This is a genomic window from Mesorhizobium sp. 131-2-1 (genome assembly GCF_016756535.1).
Lineage (GTDB): Bacteria > Pseudomonadota > Alphaproteobacteria > Rhizobiales > Rhizobiaceae > Mesorhizobium.
In genome coordinates this window covers 6,477,570-6,495,776 of sequence record NZ_AP023247.1, presented here as the reverse complement: position 1 = coordinate 6,495,776, position 18,207 = coordinate 6,477,570, and the positions used below count along the sequence as shown (strand labels likewise).

The 18,207-nt window shown below is 59.2% G+C and carries 19 protein-coding genes and 2 pseudogenes; 6 read left to right on the top strand and 15 right to left on the bottom strand.

Annotated features, from left to right (window positions below):
* Positions 1-34: 34 nt before the first annotated feature.
* The 8 genes from JG743_RS31255 to JG743_RS31220 all read right to left on the bottom strand — a co-directional run bounded on the left by JG743_RS31255 (position 35) and on the right by JG743_RS31220 (position 4,864).
* Positions 35-1,075, bottom strand: a complete 1,041-nt coding sequence (locus JG743_RS31255) for a LacI family DNA-binding transcriptional regulator (protein ID WP_202296266.1) — start codon at positions 1,073-1,075, stop codon at positions 35-37.
* A 336-nt stretch (positions 1,076-1,411) separates the two neighbouring features.
* Positions 1,412-1,864, bottom strand: a complete 453-nt coding sequence (locus JG743_RS31250) for a hypothetical protein (RefSeq protein WP_202296264.1) — start codon at positions 1,862-1,864, stop codon at positions 1,412-1,414.
* Between the two features lie 2 nt (positions 1,865-1,866).
* On the bottom strand, positions 1,867-2,094 hold the full coding sequence (locus JG743_RS31245) for a hypothetical protein (protein WP_202296262.1): 228 nt from the start codon (positions 2,092-2,094) through the stop codon (positions 1,867-1,869).
* On the bottom strand, positions 2,091-2,828 hold the full coding sequence (queC, locus tag JG743_RS31240; protein WP_202296260.1) for a 7-cyano-7-deazaguanine synthase QueC: 738 nt from the start codon (positions 2,826-2,828) through the stop codon (positions 2,091-2,093). Before queC ends, JG743_RS31245 begins: the two co-directional genes overlap by 4 nt.
* A 4-nt stretch (positions 2,829-2,832) precedes the next feature.
* The gene (queD, locus tag JG743_RS31235; RefSeq protein ID WP_064987130.1) at positions 2,833-3,186 is read right to left on the bottom strand and encodes a 6-carboxytetrahydropterin synthase QueD; all 354 of its coding nucleotides are present in this window, start codon (positions 3,184-3,186) and stop codon (positions 2,833-2,835) included.
* Positions 3,183-3,818, bottom strand: a complete 636-nt coding sequence (gene queE, locus JG743_RS31230) for a 7-carboxy-7-deazaguanine synthase (protein WP_202296258.1) — start codon at positions 3,816-3,818, stop codon at positions 3,183-3,185. The genes queD and queE overlap by 4 nt, the downstream gene beginning before the upstream one ends.
* Before the next feature lie 236 nt (positions 3,819-4,054).
* A complete protein-coding gene (locus JG743_RS31225; RefSeq protein WP_202296256.1) occupies positions 4,055-4,516 on the bottom strand; it encodes an iron-sulfur cluster assembly scaffold protein in 462 nt (153 codons plus the stop codon).
* A gap of 27 nt (positions 4,517-4,543) precedes the next feature.
* Positions 4,544-4,864 (bottom strand): HesB/IscA family protein, encoded by a 321-nt coding sequence (locus JG743_RS31220; protein ID WP_202296123.1) that lies wholly within the window; start codon positions 4,862-4,864, stop codon positions 4,544-4,546.
* A gap of 997 nt (positions 4,865-5,861) precedes the next feature.
* On the opposite strand from JG743_RS31220, the gene ectB reads away from it, so the two are divergent.
* On the top strand, positions 5,862-7,121 hold the full coding sequence (gene ectB / locus JG743_RS31215; RefSeq protein WP_202296254.1) for a diaminobutyrate--2-oxoglutarate transaminase: 1,260 nt from the start codon (positions 5,862-5,864) through the stop codon (positions 7,119-7,121).
* Complete coding sequence (locus tag JG743_RS31210; protein ID WP_202296252.1) at positions 7,111-7,953, top strand: 2OG-Fe(II)-dependent halogenase WelO5 family protein; 843 nt, start codon at positions 7,111-7,113, stop codon at positions 7,951-7,953. The genes ectB and JG743_RS31210 overlap by 11 nt, the downstream gene beginning before the upstream one ends.
* Before the next feature lie 322 nt (positions 7,954-8,275).
* Here JG743_RS31210 and JG743_RS34435 read toward each other — a convergent pair whose 3' ends face one another.
* The 4 genes and pseudogenes from JG743_RS34435 to JG743_RS31195 form a co-directional block, all read right to left on the bottom strand.
* Positions 8,276-8,875: a hypothetical protein gene (locus JG743_RS34435; RefSeq protein WP_244673004.1), complete on the bottom strand. Its 600-nt coding sequence runs from the start codon at positions 8,873-8,875 to the stop codon at positions 8,276-8,278.
* A 69-nt stretch (positions 8,876-8,944) separates the two neighbouring features.
* Positions 8,945-9,331, bottom strand: coding sequence for a hypothetical protein (locus tag JG743_RS34430; RefSeq protein ID WP_244673003.1), 387 nt, complete (start codon positions 9,329-9,331; stop codon positions 8,945-8,947).
* A gap of 391 nt (positions 9,332-9,722) precedes the next feature.
* A pseudogene (locus JG743_RS31200) lies at positions 9,723-9,974 on the bottom strand (helix-turn-helix domain-containing protein); the annotation flags it as partial.
* Between the two features lie 671 nt (positions 9,975-10,645).
* A pseudogene (locus JG743_RS31195) lies at positions 10,646-11,197 on the bottom strand (IS21 family transposase); the annotation flags it as partial.
* On the opposite strand from JG743_RS31195, the gene JG743_RS31190 reads away from it, so the two are divergent.
* The gene (locus JG743_RS31190; protein ID WP_202296250.1) at positions 11,168-11,377 is read left to right on the top strand and encodes a hypothetical protein; all 210 of its coding nucleotides are present in this window, start codon (positions 11,168-11,170) and stop codon (positions 11,375-11,377) included. The pseudogene JG743_RS31195 and the gene JG743_RS31190 sit on opposite strands and share 30 nt — an antisense overlap.
* Before the next feature lie 124 nt (positions 11,378-11,501).
* Here the strand turns inward: JG743_RS31190 and JG743_RS31185 are convergent, their stop codons facing one another.
* Positions 11,502-12,260 carry a hypothetical protein gene (locus tag JG743_RS31185; RefSeq protein ID WP_202296247.1) on the bottom strand — a complete coding sequence of 253 codons (759 nt, stop codon included), beginning with the start codon at positions 12,258-12,260 and terminating at the stop codon, positions 11,502-11,504.
* Positions 12,261-12,439: 179 nt separating this feature from the next.
* Between JG743_RS31185 and JG743_RS31180 the strand changes: the two genes are divergently transcribed.
* From JG743_RS31180 to JG743_RS31170, 3 genes are all read left to right on the top strand, one after another.
* Entirely contained in the window at positions 12,440-13,543 is a 1,104-nt protein-coding gene (locus tag JG743_RS31180) for an IS630 family transposase (protein ID WP_202303109.1), read from the top strand.
* 83 nt (positions 13,544-13,626) lie between these two features.
* A protein-coding gene (locus tag JG743_RS31175; RefSeq protein ID WP_202296245.1) for an IS5 family transposase occupies positions 13,627-14,426 on the top strand; the annotation gives its coding sequence in 2 pieces (ribosomal slippage) (positions 13,627-13,947 and positions 13,950-14,426; 798 coding nt in all).
* 44 nt (positions 14,427-14,470) lie between these two features.
* The gene (locus tag JG743_RS31170) at positions 14,471-15,478 is read left to right on the top strand and encodes an IS110 family transposase (RefSeq protein ID WP_010913709.1); all 1,008 of its coding nucleotides are present in this window, start codon (positions 14,471-14,473) and stop codon (positions 15,476-15,478) included.
* Positions 15,479-15,917: 439 nt separating this feature from the next.
* Here JG743_RS31170 and istB read toward each other — a convergent pair whose 3' ends face one another.
* Positions 15,918-16,658 (bottom strand): IS21-like element helper ATPase IstB, encoded by a 741-nt coding sequence (istB, locus tag JG743_RS31165; RefSeq protein WP_202295168.1) that lies wholly within the window; start codon positions 16,656-16,658, stop codon positions 15,918-15,920.
* Positions 16,659-16,668: 10 nt separating this feature from the next.
* Positions 16,669-18,195 carry an IS21 family transposase gene (gene istA, locus JG743_RS31160; RefSeq protein ID WP_202295162.1) on the bottom strand — a complete coding sequence of 509 codons (1,527 nt, stop codon included), beginning with the start codon at positions 18,193-18,195 and terminating at the stop codon, positions 16,669-16,671.
* Between the last annotated feature and the right edge of the window lie 12 nt (positions 18,196-18,207).

Here is an 18,207-nt window from a genome sequence, read left to right as displayed (position 1 = left end):
GACCTTATCCGGACGACGATGGCTCTTCCGATTCTTAAGTCCAAATGCTCTCTGGCGTGAGGATCTCGAACGGAACAATCCGCTGTTCGATTAGCCGCGTGTCCGTGCGTTCGATCATGCGCAGCATCACATTGATGAGTTCTTCAGGCATCCTGTCGACGGGATGACACAAGGAAGCCGTAATCAAGCCTTCGCTCAATCCCTTGCGTGTCTCGGGCCCGATGTCGCGGCAGACGAGCCGGATTTTGCACTGCTGCTCCACAGCGAGTTCGCGCATAGCACGCAGGACGCCGGAAATGCCGCCGCCATTGACGAAGATGCCCCTGAGCTCGGGCTCCTCCGCTATCAGCCTACGAACGATTGCATAGGCGTTCTTCGGCGCCTCATGGGTCAGGAGCGTTTCGCTGACGTGGAACTCGGGCGCGTGCTCGCGCATGTAGGAGCGAAAGCTCGCATCCGAGATGTCTTGGAACTGATAACGGTTGCCGCCTATGAGAGGAGAGACCTTACCGGGCCGACCGGACGTCTGGCTGATAAACCATGCGGCGGTGCGGCCGGCCTTCCAGTTGTCGGTTCCCACAAAGCCGGCCCGGCTGGCGGCGGACAGGTCGGTCACGTAGGCGATCACCGGAACGCCCTTGACGCGCAACTCGTCAATCGCCTGGCCGACGAGCGGGTGATCGGCCGAGATCACAGCGATTGCATCGGCACTTTCGCCTATCTTGAGCAGATTGGCAGCAACCGCTTCTGGGGAAGGGTCGTCCTCGAAGAGCACGTCTGGCTTAATAACCGCATCTGTGCGTCGCGCGCAGGCACCGAGAAGCGCCTCGGCCCAAATCTGACAGAGCGGCCGGTGCGATTGCTGCAGGAAAAAGCTCAAGTGCCGATCCGGGAGATTGTCCCGCCTGCGTTCGTGCAGCGGCCCCGAACTGTGGAAGCCGATCTGCTGCGCTGCGCTTGAGATGAGGTCGGCCGTCTGCGGTCGCAGTGAGCCAGTTCCGTGCAAGAGCCTATTGACCGTAGAAACACTTACGCCCGCGGCTTTCGCCAGATCCGCGATCGTTGGCCTGTTCATTCGCCGCCTCCCATATGCAATTCGTGAATGACGTCTTCCAAGTGCAAATGCCATGTCACCGGCGAAAGAGGCGTAGGTCTCCGGATTCTTCGAGGGAGGCCTGACATATTGCACGAATCTCCGCGCAGCCTGACGCCCAATCGGAGCCCGGTTTTTTCCGATGGCGCCACCCGCGCCGCGGCTGTGCGATCCGAAGCCGCGTCGCGCGCTGCAACGCGAAGGCGCCAATCTGTGTGACATCAATGGGCGCTGCTTTCTGCACCTCAATCAATACTTTCGCCATTCTGATTCATTGGGGCGCTTTGCCCCGGCGCTTGATGCGGTCGCGCGTATCCTTCATGACGGCAGCCGCCTTTCAATTCGACGGCACATGAGTCGACCTTGCTGGGCTACCTGCTCGATTGTCTTCCGGCGGTCGAGCAGATCCATTTCGTCAATCGACACTGAGGCTGTGATGATCGCCATCAAGGCGGCACGCGCATTCACTGAACGCACGAGCATTGCCAGATCGAAGGCGCTATCAGGAATCCTTTGATTGGCCCGAGGCGGGGCCAGGGGAGGGATATCCGCAACATCGCGTCGCCGCAGGCGTCTGCGCCCGTGCCAGCTCACGCAGGCGCTGGCATCGATTGCCGATGAGGTCGTCATTCTTCGTTCAATGATGCCAGTGCTGCGGCCATGCTGGTGATGGACTGCATGGACGATCCTCCACATAAGGGCAGGCTCGGGCATCAACTGCCTCTCGTCGAAACCACAACCTCCCCCTTTTCTCTTGGCAGTACGCTCCACGATCAAATCCGACCGGGATCAAGGATAACAACCGCAGCCTGCTCGCCGTGGTGCTGAACTCCCCCACGAAACAGCACCACGCGAACGGCGAAGATCATCAAGGTCGATCGTATGGAACAGCCCTTCGAAACGGCATCGAAGGCGCGTACCTTGTCGTGCTGAACATCACAAAGAGAAGGAAACGATCTATGGAACAGATTGCCACCGTCAGCCTGGATCTTGGCGCTCACGTCATTTCATGGGCGGTCACGGGTGCCTCTTTGCAGGATCGGAATTGCTCCCATCCTGCTGCGCGAAGATTACACTCGACGCAAGTACCGCAACCGAAACCCCAGCTATGTCTATGCTCGCGGTCTCCGCTATAGCAGGTGTGGCTTCCTTCGCAGATGAGCTTCACCAGCGCCTCGCCGCCCAGCCAATCCGCCAGCGCCCAGGTCTGCGCCTTGTCACACTGCGTGAGGGGTGTGTGAATGACGAAACGCGTTTCCATTCCAAGGTTCAGGGCAAGTTGCATCGCCTTAACTGCGTCATCTCGACAATCCGGGTAGCTGAAACGATCCGTCTCGGACACGCCGATTACGAGGTGATTCGCGCCCATCCGGTAAGCTATCGCGGCCGCAAAGCCGAGGAACAGAAGGTTGCGGCCAGGCACGAAGGTATTTGTTATGCCGTTCGCGTTCAGTGCGATCTCGACGTCGCGCGTGAGCGCGGTATCACTGATTTGACCGAGTACGGCCATGTCAATCATGTGGTCCTCGCCCAGTCGACCACGCCAGGCCGGAAAGTCTGTTCGAATGCGCTCGATCAGGTAAGGCCGCACATCGAGCTCGATCCGATGCCGCTGCCCATAGTCGAAGCCGATTGTCTCGACGCGCTCGAAGTTCTCCAGCGCCCAAGCCAGGCAGGTTGTCGAATCCTGGCCGCCGGAGAAAAGGACGAGTGCGGTTCCCGGATCTCGTTGCATCGGGTCAACCCTCGTATTCAGCCCAGCACAGCGGTGTCTCATAGACTGTTACCGAGCACATTTGGCCAAGAAGCGGCTTGGTTTGGTTCCAGATCCAGACCGCAATGTTTTCCGCGGTCGGATTGTCGAGACCTTCAATCTCATTCAGATACTGATGGTCGAGACGTTGCAGAAGCGGTCCGAACACAGCCTCGACATCGAAGAAATCGATGACAAAGCCCGTGTCTGGATCGACGGGCCCTTCCAAACGCAGTTCCACACGGTATGAGTGGCCATGCATGCGGTGACAGCGATGGGTCTTTGGCACGCGCGGAAGACAGTGCGCTGCCTCGAAGGTGAAAGCTTGCGTAATTTTCATGGGATCCCGAGAAACTTGTGGGTTTGAAGGCTCAAGCGCCAACGTGGGTTGGCAAGACAATAGGCCACCGCGGCGGCCGTATTCGCCTCGCGCTCGGGCCCATCCATCGGCTGAAGCAAAAGGTGCTCAAACGCGAGAACTTCGAAATGTTCAGGCTCCGCGCCAATCTGAGGATATACAAGCTTTAGCTCGTCCCCTGCCATGACCACGAGGCGAGCATTGCATTTCGGACTGACGCACAGCCAGTCGATGCCGGCGGGTGTGGGAATGGTCCCGTTGGTCTCCACGGCAATTTCAAACGCCAAGGAATGCAGCGCTTCCAGGAGTTCTTCATCGATCTGGAGGAGGGGTTCTCCTCCGGTGAGCACGACGAGACGCTGCCCAGTTCCCGACCCGCGCCAGGCTTGTTCGATCGCCAACGCAAGCTGCCGTGCGGTGTCAAAATGTCCGCCACCGGGGCCATCTACCCCAACGAAATCGGTGTCGCAGAATCCGCAGAATGCTTTTGCCCGGTCGTCTTCACGTCCCGACCAAAGGTTACAGCCGGCGAAACGACAAAATACGGCGGCCCGCCCGGCTTTTCGTCCTTCACCTTGAAGGGTGTAGAAAATTTCCTTGACCGCATATGACATTGCTTAAGCGGCCTTCGACTGAGCAAAGGAGCATCTCTGCAGGCTTACGAGACGCGGCAAAAGGTGGGAAATGTCCCACTGCACGTTTTGCAGCGCGTTCCACCGTCGAGGCTCGTTACCGAAAACCCACTCGCTCGAACTCCTCGCAGAATTAGGTTTCAGCGGGTGGAGACTGCGGGGAAGGGCCTCTCGCTCTTCGAAGCCTATCACCACGAGAAACGCCTCGATCACGTCGCTCATCGCGAGGATGCCTTGACGAGCACGAGGCGTGAGAATCCTGGTGTCTCCTCGAAAGCCTTCCTAACCGCACGGAAGAACTCGCTCATCAGCCGCAAGCCGCGCTCCAGGATGAGGCGGTCGAGCGATGAGTAGGTCGTGTGCGGCGGCAGGGCGCGGAGAAAATCCGCCATGTCCTGATCGGTGATCTGAAGGGCTTCATCGATGGTCTTGCCGACAATGAATTCGGTAAATGTCGAGGAAGCGGTTATGGCCGAGCCGCGGCCGAAGGTCTGGAACGTTGCGGCGGTAATCGTCTGCGTCTTAGGATCGAAACCCATTATCAATTTAAGTCCATCGCCGCAGGCGACGGCGCCGACCTCGCCGGCCGCATTGGGCGTGTCCAAAGCGCCGACATTGTTCGGGTTGATGAAATAGAGCTTGTCGCTGAAGAGGTAAAAGTTGTCGGTGTCGTCCCGCATGGGCGCCGATCCCTGTCGTGATGGCGGCTAGCCGAAGGACTTGCCGCAGGCGCATTTGTCCCGCGCATTGGGATTGTCGAAGACAAAGCCCGAGGACGCCAGGCCCGTGACGAAGTCAACGGTCGTGCCGGCGAGATGGGGCTGGGAGTTTGCGTCGACGAACACCTTGAACCCGTCCGTCTCCATGATGGCATCCCCCTCGCGCGAGACGCTTTCCAGACCCATCAGGTATTTGACGCCGGCGCAGCCGCCCACCTCGACCATGATACGAAAGCCTTCCGCCGGCTCGTTGGCGCGGGAAAGCGCAGCCTTGACGGCGACGACGGCGTTTTCAGTGAGTGTGATCATGGGACTATTTTTTTTGCTAATGCGTTCGCAAGCCACTCTGCACAGAAGGTGCCAGAGAGGAAAATTCAATAAAGCCACTGGTTAGCGGATTTGGAGCCCTGTCTCACATCCAACAATTGTCGGATGTCGGACAGAGTGAACCTTGCGTACAAAAAGCGGCATCGGACACATCGCCAGTGGCGTCGCCTGAGCCAGCGTTTTCGATCACATGAATGTTGACCAGTGTAAGGGTGGGGACTCTTAGTCGTGCTGCGCTCCAAAAGCCGCGCCGTCGTCACCACACAGTACCTTGGCGAACACCGGGGTTGTCGATACCGCTTCGATCGCGCCTTCTCGAAGCAGGCGCCGTCTGCATCAGCTCGGGGTGCCGAACACCACTCGCGTGCTCGGCCCGTGGCCTGCGGTGCGGAAGCCACCTCGCGAGGGGCCGACTGAGGCATTGTATATGGCGTGAAGCGAGAAGGTGGGCCAACGTGCCGCCCAGGAAACAGCGCAATCCGGCACGGCGGCCACGGCCACAATTAGAGGCCGCGGTCAGTTCCAGTTCTGCCGCCAATTCGCGGTCCGGCTCTTCCGCGCCTCAAACGAAACCTGAGCAAGCACCGGTCTCGCCGTCACATCGAAGTGAGAAATCGCCATCTGCCACAGCTACTCGTCGGCAAGGCTGCCGTCACAGCCGACGTAGAGCAATACAAGCATCGTGGTTGCAGTCATGCTGGAAAAAACCCGTACGGTTGTGTCGGTCGCGCTCGCCAACAACGCCGCCGATAGCGTTGCCGCAAGGCGGGTACTGACTGTCACGCTATCGCTATCCAATGCGTTGCAACAGATTCGTCAAACAAGTTTACAGACTCTTTGCGAACGCAAGTTGCTGACCATGATACGTTCGCTTTAAGGCAGAGATTGGCCGCAGCTAGTCGTCGAAATCAATGGTTTGGAGTGCGTGAACATAGAACTTGCAGTGTTGATCGCGAGCCGCATACAGAGAGGCCATTTAATGGATATCGACATTTTCGATGCTTATGAGTCTAACGTTCGTCGCTATGGACGATCATTTCCAACAGTCTTTAAAAAGTCACTGGGGGCGACAATCTGGGACGAGTCCGGAAAGCCATATATTGATTTCCTTGTAGGGTCCGGCGCGCTCAACTACGGTCATAACAACCCGGATATCATTGCGCCGGCAATTCAATATCTCGCCGATCAAAATATTGTCTTGTCGCTTGATATGTATACAGCTGCAAAGCGTGATTTCATCAAAGTGTTCGTCGAGTCGATCCTGAAGCCCCGGGGCCTTTCTTACAAGATACAGTTTCCTGGTCCGACCGGGACGAACGCTAACGAAGCGGCGTTGGCGCTGGCGCGAAAATATACCGGCCGCTCGAGTGTCATGGCCTTCACAAATTCGTACCATGGCATGTCGCTCGGCTCCTTGGCGGTGTCGGGTGCAGCGTCAACCAGACAGCTTGGCGGCGTCGCTCGCCACGATGTGATCCGTGTCCCTTACGAGAACTATCCGAACCAAACTTTCGATTCCGCGAGTTACATTGATCACGTGTTGGGCGACCCAGGCAGCGGGATAGAAAAGCCGGCCGCAATCATCCTGGAGCCCATCCAGGCAGAAGGCGGCATGAACACCGCATCCGCACCTTGGCTCTCAGAAATTCAGCGCATTTGCCGTAAGCACGACGTTGTTTTCATCGTCGATGACATTCAGGCAGGTTCGGGACGAACGGGCGATTTCTTCTCGTTCGAGTTCGCGAAAATCGAGCCCGACATCGTGTGTCTTTCAAAATCGCTAAGCGGTTCAGGTAATCCGCTGTCCATAGTTTTGATTCGCCCCGAGATGGACATATGGAAACCGGGAGAACATAGCGGGACCTTTAGAGGCAATAATCTCGCCTTCGTGACATCCACGGCTATGTGCACAATGTGGTCCGATAGGCAGTTTACTACAGCCGTCGAGCGGACGGCCGTCAAACTGCAAGAACACCTTGATCGCCTCGTTGCAAAATTCCCCAAGTGCATCGAACAAAAGCGCGGCCGTGGTCTGATGGCCGGCCTCAAGTGCCGTTCACAGGCCGTTGTTGGCCGTGTGCACGATGTCGCCTTCGAAAACGGCCTGCTGATCGAATCCTCGGGGCCAAATCGCGACGTCATCAAAGTCCTTCCGCCGATAACCATCTCAGATGGCGAACTCGATCACGGCATTGCCATCCTCGATCAGGCACTACAGGAGAAAACCAATGGCAACTAACCAAGTACCTCAAACGCCGGCCATCTCGCCTCTTACGATCAAAGAACGAACCGGCTCGATCAGCACTGCGGAGATCATCTCGGTCCTGAAAGGTGAGATCACGGCCCTGCACATCAAGCAAGCTTTCAGCACCGAAGTGGCCGAGAAGATTACCACGAACTTTGTTGGCAGTCCCGGTCTCAAGGAGCGTAAAGATGGCGTCCCCGGACAGGTTGTCGGCGCATCCCACTACAGGAAGGATGCAGCCACCTATTTCGCGGAATCGGAAGATGCGCGACCTCACGTCGACGCCCTTTTTGAGAATTTGGTTGATCCGGTCCGAGCAATATTCGACGCATTGAAGCGCGAGCTTCACAACCAGGGTATTGAATTGCGGCTGGCGCGTTCAGAACAGGGTCAGGCTAATGTTTGTCGCGCTCTCAGTTGGTCTGGCAGGGGCACTTTTTCCTTGGACCCCCACGACGATGTCGCTCAAGTCCTGTGTGCTGGCAACGACTACGAGCTTTCTGAGGTGGCGCACAACACCGTTGTGGCGCTCAACGTCTATCCCAGCATGCCCGAGGAAGGTGGCAATCTGAGGCTCTGGAGCCATAAGCCGACGGTCGCCGACCGAAAGTCGCAGAGTGTTGAGACCACGGGCTATCCCTACTCGGCAGCTTATCTCGAGGCTGTTCCTTCTCGCGAGTTCCAGCTCAACGCTGGGGATATTGCACTAATCGATGGCGGTTTCGTGCACGGGGTCACCGGTCAATCAGGCAATGGAAAGCGTCGTTTGGTGCTAAACAGCTTTTTCGGATTTGCACGGCCTGATCTTGTTCTCTGGTGGACTTGATGTTGGATATCGCAGCGACCGACCGGATTTCGCGAGCAGTTGAAGGGTCAATGTCCTCCGTTACGGTGACCTGGCAGGAGTGACCTCCTCCAGTTGGGATTAGAGTCCGGCCCCGTTTGACGTACGGACCGATGAACAGAAAGCGGGCGCGGACGCCGTTGCTCGCAAGCGCGGCCCTCTGAAGCAACGCTGTACAACTGGACCCGTCCGACCCCAAGCGCCTGAAGACTCTTGAGAAGGAGAACGCGAGGCTCAACGAGCTGCTCGCATATCTGATGTCGGATGCGGCGTACGCATCCGGTCTGGCTTTCGATTACCCACATTATCGGCTTGATCCAATGGAGATGCCGAAGGCGATGTCGTGCAAGCGGGTCATGCCGCGCCAGACGACCATGTTGCCGGGAGGCGGATCATGGTTGCGGGCGAGATAGCCGCCAACCATGGGGCGATTTGCAGCAGGTAAGCGGCTAGCGTGGGCCGTTGGAGGCGCGGTCGCGTTCGAGACGCGTCGATCCGGTCGAGCGCAGTGATCTCGGCGAAGGTGAGAACGCTGTCGGGCGCGACGTCTGGCTTGGCGCGCGCCGACATAGTGACGACGAACATGCGCCAGCTGACCACCGCGATGAGGGCGAGGAACTTCGCCAGCCTCTCGGCGGTCTCGAGCCTCGCCCTCCTCGGCACGGCAGCCGGACTTCATGACCTTGTGGAACACCTCCGCCTTCCAGCGCAGGGCGTACCAGCCGAGCTTCTCGACCGCCACGGAGAGATCTTCGACCGGCAAGTTGGTCACCAGCTTCCAGTCGATCGGCTCGCGACCGGGCGGCGGGTTCTCTTTGAGGGCGTGGATGTAAGTCAGAACCTGCGGACTGTAGCGCTTCTGCTTGCCCACGGGCGGCAAGGTGTTGATGGCGGCGAACTTCACCTGCAGCCAGGTCGTCTCGTCCTGATCAACCGTAATGCGATGACGTCCCGCCCAAGGCGCCGCCGCAAGTTAGGCAAAGACGCGATGAGCAGGATCGTGTGGGGCAGCATCGGCAGGCCGCTCTGCCAGTCTGTTCGTCTGCACGCGCACGAGGAAGCTGGTACCAAGGTCCTGCGCGGTGCAATAGAGCTCGTAGATGTCGCTCTCCCGGTCACCCACATGCACGCAGCGCTCGGGCGCGCCAACGAGCGCGATGGACTGGCGCAGGTTCTCCAGCCAGCGGTAGCTCTCCTTCGTCTCGATCGGCACGCGCGTGGGATTGATGTGCCGTTTGAGCGCGAGCGTTTCCTTGAACTTCGTTCGTGTCCAGAACTTCGCCGCCGTCAGACCGAGGGGTGTGCCGGTGAGGGTGACGGCCAGGCTCGAATGCGTCAGCACCCCGCACAAGGTCAGCACGTTGGGCTGCCCGGCCTTGTAGCGCCGGCGTTGATGGTTTTGGTGAAGCCGATTTTGCCCGGCTGCGCGCGGCTGTACATAAATTCGGTCGTGTCAACGTCGGGGCACATTTTGATGGGCTACTGCCAGTTCCGGCTGTTATGGGCGAAGCGGCACCGCCAGCCGGCCGAGATCGCCTCGCGATCGCCTTGCGTGCGAGATGGTATGCGGGGTTCCTCCCGTAGGACGGCGCGTTAGCTAAACGTGGTCTAGCATCAGGCGCACTATCAGCTTTGTGTGCATAAGGCGCGTCCGGCAGCGTCTGTCACGGAGGGCATCGTTTTCTTCAACACGCGAGGGCTAAGTTCATGCTCGGCTATGAGGTCCCGGCAGCCCTCGAAGGGATTGAGCTCTAATCATCGCCAGATGACAGTTCCGTGGCTGTCACCACTTCCTCCAGTTCGAGAATTCCGAAGCTCACGGCTTTGATCGCAGCGACTGTTCTGCTACCCGCGCCCAATTTTCGCATCACGTTTTTCATATGAAAGTTCACGGTGTTTTCGGAGATATTGAGTATCTTTCCCATTTCCCAGGAGGATTTACCTCTGGCGGTCCACAGTATGCACTCTCGCTCTCTCGTGGAGAGGTTGGGAATTTCCTCGATCGGGGGGCGTTCCATAGTCTCTGCTCCGCAGCCATTTGCACCGAATATTGTCGACTGCGCAAATAGCATGCCAGCCTCAAGGCTAGGCTCGGCGCGCCGTCCTTAACAGGCGGCATCAAAGCTCCAGCAAGTAGTTGCTATCCGAGGAGTTGTTACTTTTAAAATTACATTGCGCGAAAATGTACAACAAAGAGGTTTAATTATTACATGTTATAATGGGATTTAGCTTAGTACAATAGCAATAGAGCGGCGTATCGCTCGCGGAAATATCATCGTATTCTTTCTTTTGATTAGTATATCTCAACTTTCAATCTCATGATCCATTGTCACTTGAACTGGTGATGCTCAGCGGCCTCGGAGATCTCTTTGGAACCTGCCGGACAACATTCCAGCTCCGGCACCTCAGCCAGATCTGGATTACTCCGTTGGAGAGATATTCCATTCGCCCGGTGTCTTCTAACCCACGTCCAAGCAGGCAGAGACGCTGAGGGTGTCACATAAACAATGTGACCACGCCCAGCTGCAAAGTGCGATCTTGACCCGCATGCTACGCACGACCAACAGTGTTGTCGTGTTGCCTCACGTAATTTTGTTACCGGCTGCCTCACCAAGGATGTTACCCGCTCGCCAGACGTGCGGAATCTGAAGCGACATACGGCGCTAGGCGGCTGGCCTTCCGCCAGAGCGACGAAACTCTCGCCACCGAGCACGACATGCGCATGCTCGAAGCCGGAATAGGCGAGCCGGAAATGGTAGAGCCGGTGATCGAGTGGCTGGCCCGCGATCGTGACGCCGGCGGCTGCCATGTCGGTGAAATCCGACAATCCCATGCGCCCGGGTACGTGAACCTGCCGGAAGATGACCTCCTGTTCCTCGCCATGGACGGCGCGCCAGGCTCGGACGCGACGCTCGATCGTGCGGCGAATGCCGGCTCCAAGCTCGGGATGACGCCGGATCATCTCGTCGAAGATGGCGATCGCCCGAATGCCCGGAGCTGCCCTCAGCATGGGCGCGACCTCGGCTTCGAAAATATCGGCGAGAGGGTCGGCACGGCGCCGTTGCCGCGGCGCCTTCTTTTGTGACGGCAGTCTCGAATCCTTCTCGATGCGATAGGCCGTGGCGATACTGATCGACGCCTTCGCCGCCGCGACGGCCGTCGTATTGGTCTGCCGGAACTTCATGAAAAGCCTCATATGGTGATCGGTTACGTGGCGGCCGGGCACAAAGCGATTCCTCCCCAACAGGAAAAACCACCGGCATACCCGGTCGACCGTGATCACCAGACGAACGCTCCCGAAAAGGAACGCGCCGCCGGCGGATTGAAACTCCGGTCGGGCTACGCCCTCCCTGCGTTCCAATCCGCCGGCATTCTCATCCTGATTGACGCTGCGCTCTCACGTTGATTGCCGCGCCGCATCGCTGATCGCTTGAGGTGCCGAAGCTCACGCAGGGTAGGCTCCCGGATGTGTTGGAAACCCGCCATTCACCGGGGCGACGACGTGGCCTTATGTTGCCTCTGGTTCCGGTTCAGATAATCGTGTTGGGATATTGTCCATTATGGAGAGTCGGCCGTCCGACGGTACTCTCACCGAGCGCTCGCGATGCAGAAGTACGAAGCGTCGTTAACAGTTCGTCTCGCGTCAGCCAAACGAGCCAATCGTCGTCATCTATACCGAACGCGGGCAAGTGCAGGACTGATCCGTGTGGCTCCTGATGTAGATACCCATATTGATCGACCACGCCTTTTTCTATGTGCCAGTCGGCAACCAGCGCATAGATGAAGTCCGGCGACCATTTAGCCCATGCCAGTCCGAATGCAATGCGCCCGATAAAAGTGGAGAGATCGCGACCCCTAAAGTCCTTCCGCAACCAGATGTCACCATGATAGGCGACCAGCCCGGTTATGCTGCGGGCGGCGGGCGCATCGCAGCGAGACGAGGAGCCGGGCCCGGCTGTTAAGGTCGGATCCGTGAACCAGGCTCTCAATGACCCAAGTTGCTCAGCAACGTCTGTGTTGGACAGATGATCTAAACGCAGTGCTTGGACATGCGCTACTCTTCCGTCCCGATCCCGCCCGATGATCCAAAAGGCCTTTCCAGGCGGAAGATCAGAACAGTCGGGACGGAAGCTTGGATACGTCGGTGACTTCCCGGGAAGGCTGCTGGTAATTTCAACATACTTCTCAAAATCATCACCCATCGTAATGTGAAGGCCCATCTTGCGCCCCAACTCGTCTGCCGCACATATGCACCTCGAAAGCTCTAAAGTCGTGACGTCGCTCTGCATGTTGATGCACCCTAACCAGTGCGCTGAACACGCAGGGCATTTAGAGCTTCCGGCAAAGCGCCGATACTATGGGATCTGGTAGTTGACGCGTCAGCTTATAAAGCGGAGTGGCTTTCTAGTCATCTGGAACTGAAGTAAGCCTCATTGTATGATTCGCCCGGAGCGATGAGGATCACATGATGGCAAACGCAACGGGCCGTCCTACGGCCGCCTTGGTTCTGAGCTCAGTCGAGCGGGAGTATCTGGAGCGGCAGGTCCGGCGTCAGCGTGTAGCGCGATCGATGTCGGAGCGGTGCCGGATCATTCTTCGATGCGCTGACGGTGTCCCCAGCAAGGCCGTGGCAGCCGAGTTGGGCGTGCACGAACACACGGTCGGTAAATGGCGACGACGTTTCCTCAAAGATCGCGTCGAGGGGCTGCTGGACGAGGCCCGCCCCGGCAGACCCCGCACGATTGACGATGATCAGATCGCGGCCGTGATCGAGCGGACGCTACGCTCGAAGCCCGATGATGCGACCCATTGGTCCATCCGCTCGATGGGCACTGCGACTGGCTTCTCCCATACGACGATCCGCCGGATATGGACCGCCTTCGGGCTGCAGCCGCATAGCTCGGAGACGTTCAAGCTGTCGAGCGATCCGCTGTTCGTCGACAAGGTTCGCGACATCGTCGGGCTCTACCTGTCACCGCCCAACAGGGCACTTGTTTTGAGCGTCGACGAGAAGAGCCAGATCCAGGCACTCGATCGGGAGCAACCGGTCCTGCCGATGATGCCGGGCATGCCGGAACGCCGGACCCATAGCTATGTCCGACACGGCACCACCTCGCTGTTCGCGGCGCTCGATGTGGCGTCCGGCTTTGTGATCGGCAAATGCTACAAGCGGCACAGGGCGACCGAGTTTCTGGACTTCCTCAAGCAGATCAACGCCAACGTGCCGCCCGATCTCGATATCCACATCATCATGGATAATTATGCCACCCACAAAACCCCGCTGGTCAGGTCATGGCTGGCGCGCCGGCCTCACTACCATGTCCACTTCACGCCCACATCGGCATCCTGGATCAATCAGGTCGAACGCTGGTTCGCTGAACTGACCCGAAAGCAGCTGCGACGCGGCGTGCATACCTCAACCAGCCAGCTCGAGGCCGATATTCGTACCTTCATCGAGCGCCACAATGAGAACCCAAAGCCCTATCGATGGACCAAGTCCGCGGACGAAATTCTCTCGTCCGTTAGGCGTTTCTGTCAGAAGGCCGAGCAGACCTTATGTGGCGAACTTTAGATTCACATGACTAGGCCGCAAACTCATAAACTGACTACCGTTTTGTGACGAGTTCTGATTCAAGGCTTCTTTTGGAGGCTTGAATGCGTCGTTACGAACTGAGCGACTTCGAATGGAGCATCATCCACCCGCGTCTGCCCAACAAGGTTCGCGGTGTTGCCCGGGTTGACGACCGCAAGGTTTTGAATGGCATCCTGTGGCGGTTCCGGACCGGATCGCCCTGGGCCGATGTGCCGGAACGCTATGGCCCCTACACCACCTGCTACAACCGGTTCGTGCGATGGCGTAAGGCCGGAGTCTGGGATCGGCTGCTGGCGGCGGTTTCCAAGGCTTTCGACGGCGAGATCATCATGATCGACTCCTCCTGTGTCCGCGTTCACCAGCACGCTGCCGCGGCAAAAAAGGGGGCGACGACGATGGTTGCATGGGACGTTCCCGCGGCGGCCTCACGACCAAGATCCACGCGCTCGTCGATGCCGAAGGCCGGCCGATCGACCTCGTCCTGACGGCCGGACAGGCACATGACGGCAAGCCCGCCGCCGCCATGCTCGACGCCCTCCAACCCGATGCAATCCTGCTCGCCGACCGCGCTTACGACAGCGATGCTATCCGCACGCTCGCGGCGGAGCGAAAAGCGTGGGCGAACATCCCGCCGAAGAAGAACCGAACCGGCAGTTTTCCCTTCAGCGCATGGGTCTACAGGCAGCGCAATCTCGTCGAGCGATACTTCAACAAGCTCAAGCATTTCAGAGGCATAGCCACCCGGTATGACCGCGACCCGCAAAACTTCCTCGCTGCCATCAAACTCGCTTCCGTGCGCATCTGGTTGAAAAGTTATGAGTCATCGTGTAATTTGTGGCTGCTTCCCTCGGGCCTCGGGTGAGGCGCACACTTCTGGTTGTCGAATCCTGAAGGAAGGAAACAGCCATGAAGCATTATGCCGGACTAGACCTGTCGATGGAAAGCACGCAGGTCTGCATTATTGATGAAAATGGACGCAAGCTGAGTTCCGAGACGGCTGAGAGCACGCCGGATGCGATCGCCGACGCATTGCGCCGACACGGCCCGATCGAGCGGGCGGTGATCGAAACCGGACGTATGTCACCCGCGATCTGCCTTGGCCTGCGGGAGTTGGGCGTCAACGTGGTGTGTATCGATGCCCGCCAGGCGCACCAGAGCCTCAAGGCGATGAAGGCGAACAAAACCGATCCCCATGATGCTGCAGGGCTCGCGCAACTGGCAAGAACGGGCTTCTACAAGGAGGTTCATGTCAAATCGCCGGGCGCGCACGGTGTACGCAGCATGATCACCGCTCGCGGTCATCTGGTGGAGGCCCGTGTCCGGCTCGACAACATGATCCGTGGGTTGTGCGCCACCTTCGGCTGTAGGCCGGGCGTCGGGCAGGGAAAGGCCTTCATCGAACGCATCATGGAAGCATCCCACATCCCTGGTCTTGGCGAAGCGATCACTTCGTTGCTGACGGTGCGCGTGCAACTGGTCGAGCAGATCAAGGAACTGGATCTCAAGCTGCGTATGCTCGCCGCTCAGTCGCAGGCCTGCCAGATCCTCATGAGTATACCTGGTGTTGGCATCCAGACTTCAGCCGCCTTCTCCGCGGCCATCGACGAGGCCGGCCGGTTCCGACAATCGCGAAACGCGGGTGCCTACTTTGGCCTGGTGCCCAGGCGTCATCAGTCCGGCGAACTCGACTGGACCGGCCGGATCACCAAGCAAGGTGACAGCATGGTCCGCAAGCTTCTCTATGAAGCAGCCAACTCAATCCTGACCCGGAGCCGGGAGAGCTTCGCGCTCAAGACTTGGGCGCTGAAAATCTCGAAGCGCCGCGGCCTGAAGAAAGCCCGAGTGGCACTCGCGCGGCGTCTCGCTGTCATCATGCATGCCATGCTGCGCGACGGCACTTTGTTCGAGGCTTGAGATGAGGTAGAAACAGTTTGCCAGCGGTGAAGCGCCAGCGCTGATCCGAGGGCGGTGTCCCGCGAGGGAACGCAGGGACGGACGATATGCGAAGGTAGTCAGATGGGCCTGACAGCCCGCTTCGAGTCAATGCAACGTCCGGCCTTGTGAGACCCGATACAGCACGACCAGCTCCGGCTCGGCCAGTGCGGACAGATCCTTGAAACCCTCAAGGGATACACCGCCAAGCTCTGCAAATTACAGATCTGCGTCCTAGCGTAAACAACAGGAAGCTACTAAAAATAGGAGACCCGCTCCGGAATCTTCCCGGTCGCATACGTGCGGATTCCGACGATGGCGCGCATGTATTCCGATCTGATGCCGCGCAGCGTTCCGATCTGATCGCGCGCAGGTGGAGCACCTGATCGTCGGGGAAGATGTCACTGCATTTGCGGTTCGGTCAAGCGGCAGCGGAGATGATGGATCTGCGCATGGATTCGCCGTTGAGTTCGAGCCGGTGAGCGTTGTGAACGAGGCGGTCGAGGATGGCATCGGCGTAGGTGGGATCTCCGATCAGATCGAACCAGCGGGCCACCGGGAGTTGGCTGGTCACCAGCGTTGAGCGACGCCCGTACCGGTCTTCGAGGATTTCGAGCAGGTGGTGACGGGCATTGCCGTCGAGCGGTTCGAGGCCCCAATCGTCGAGGATAAGGAGATCGACCCTGGCCAGGCTTTTCATGCGCGCGGCGATGCGGCCGTCGCCCTTGGCCAGGGACAGGTCATCGATGAGCCGCGGCAGTCGGGTGTAGAGGACCGAACGGTTGTCACGGCAGGCCTTGTGACCGATGGCGCAGGCCAACCAGCTCTTCCCGACCCCGGCCGGCCCGACGATGGCCAAGCTCTCATGGGCGGCGATCCAGTCGCCCTTGAGCAGCTTGTCGAACAGCCGGCGATCGAGACCGCGCGCAGCACGGTAATCGACATCCTCGGGCACGGCATGGTGGCGTAGCCGCGCATGACGAAGGCGGAGCGCAAGGCGCCGGTCATTACGGTATGTCGCCTCGTGATCGAGCAGCAGGGCAAGCCATTCGGCGTGGCTGAGGTTGTCGGCATCGCTGTTGCTTTCCAATTCGATGAACGCATGGGCCATGCCGGCCAGGCCGAGTTGCCCCAGCAGTTCGAGTGTCGGATGTTTGAGCATTGTAGTCCTTTCAGTTGTAATATCCGGAGCCCCGGATGTTGGTGTGGAAGATCGGCGTGTGGTCCGGGGCTTCGCGCGCCGGAACCTTGTCGAGCCCCTTCTCGAGGATCGATTTGACCGAGGGATAGTTGCGCGCCTGGATCTCCAGCGCGCGCCGCGCGGCCGCTTCCAGGCGTTCGGCGCCGAAGCGCTTCGCTAGCCCGATGATGCCGAGGCATGAACGGTAACCCTGCTCGGGATGCGGCCGATCCTCGATGATCTTTTCAACCAGCAACGACAGCATCGGCCCGATCCGCGCCGCTTCCTCCCGGATCTTCACGGGCGTCCATTCACGGTAGCGCCGATGGCTCGAGGGCATATGTTCGGGGATCGTCGTATGCCGCCCGTTGCCGCTGCCACGCATGTGCGCGGCGATGCGTTCGCCATCGAGGAAGATTTCGACGGTGCGTGTGGTAATTCGAGCCTCGACCTCGCGGCGGGCGAAGCGCCAGGGCACCGAGTAATGGTGGTGCTCAATCGCGATGTGATAATCGAGTCCGACTCGGCAACGCTTCCACTCAGCGTGGACCCACCGTTCCGCCGGCAGCGGCTTGAGGTTCGGCGCGTCGATCTCCTCGAACAGCTGGCGCCGCGTTTTGCTGAACTGGCGAAGCACCCGTGTGTCGTTGAGATCGGTGATGCATTCGGCGACCGCCGCGTTCACCTCGGCCAGGCTGTAGAAGATCCGGTTGCGCAAGCGGCCCAGGACCCAGCGTTCGACAATGCCGACACAGGCCTCGACTTTCGCCTTATCGCGTGGCTTCCTCGGTCTTGCCGGGAGCACCGCCGTGCCGTAATGACGCGCCATGTCGGTGTAGCTGCGGTTGACCATCGGATCGAAGTGACACGCCTTAATCACCGCGACCTTCGCGTTGTCCGGGACCAGAAGATGGGCCACGCCGCCGAAGAAGGCGAAGGCGCCATTGTGCGCCTCGATCCAGTCCGCGAACTGCTCGGTCCACGTCGCGCAGGCAAATGACAAGCTCGATCCGCCGAGCACCGCCACAAACAGATGGGCATCGCGCACCTCACCGGTCCGGCGGTCGACTACAACCGGCACCGTGTCGCCGGCGTAATCGACAAACATCTTCTCACCGCCCGCGTGGCTCTGCCGCATCGTCAGAGGCAGGCGGCCTTCCCAGCGCCGGAACAGGTCACACCAACGGCTGTAGCGATAGCCATCCGGGTGGGCGGCGACATACTCTTCCCACAGAACCTGCAGCGTCACATGCTTGCGCTTCAGCTCACGTGCTACCGCCGACCAGTCCGGTTCCGGCTGTTTGCGCCGGCCGGGCTTCATCCCAGGTAAGCCGTATAGGCAAGCTTCCAGGTCGGCATCGCTCATCTCGGCCGGGACCGGCCAGTTCAGCCCGGAGCGTGCAAACCGCTTCAGCATATCCCGGACCGTCGTCGGCCCGACCCCGGCACGCTCGCCAGCCATCCGCGTCGATAGCCCCGCTTCCAAGCTCAGACGTAAAATCTCGCGCACGTGGCGCATCCTAACCCTCCT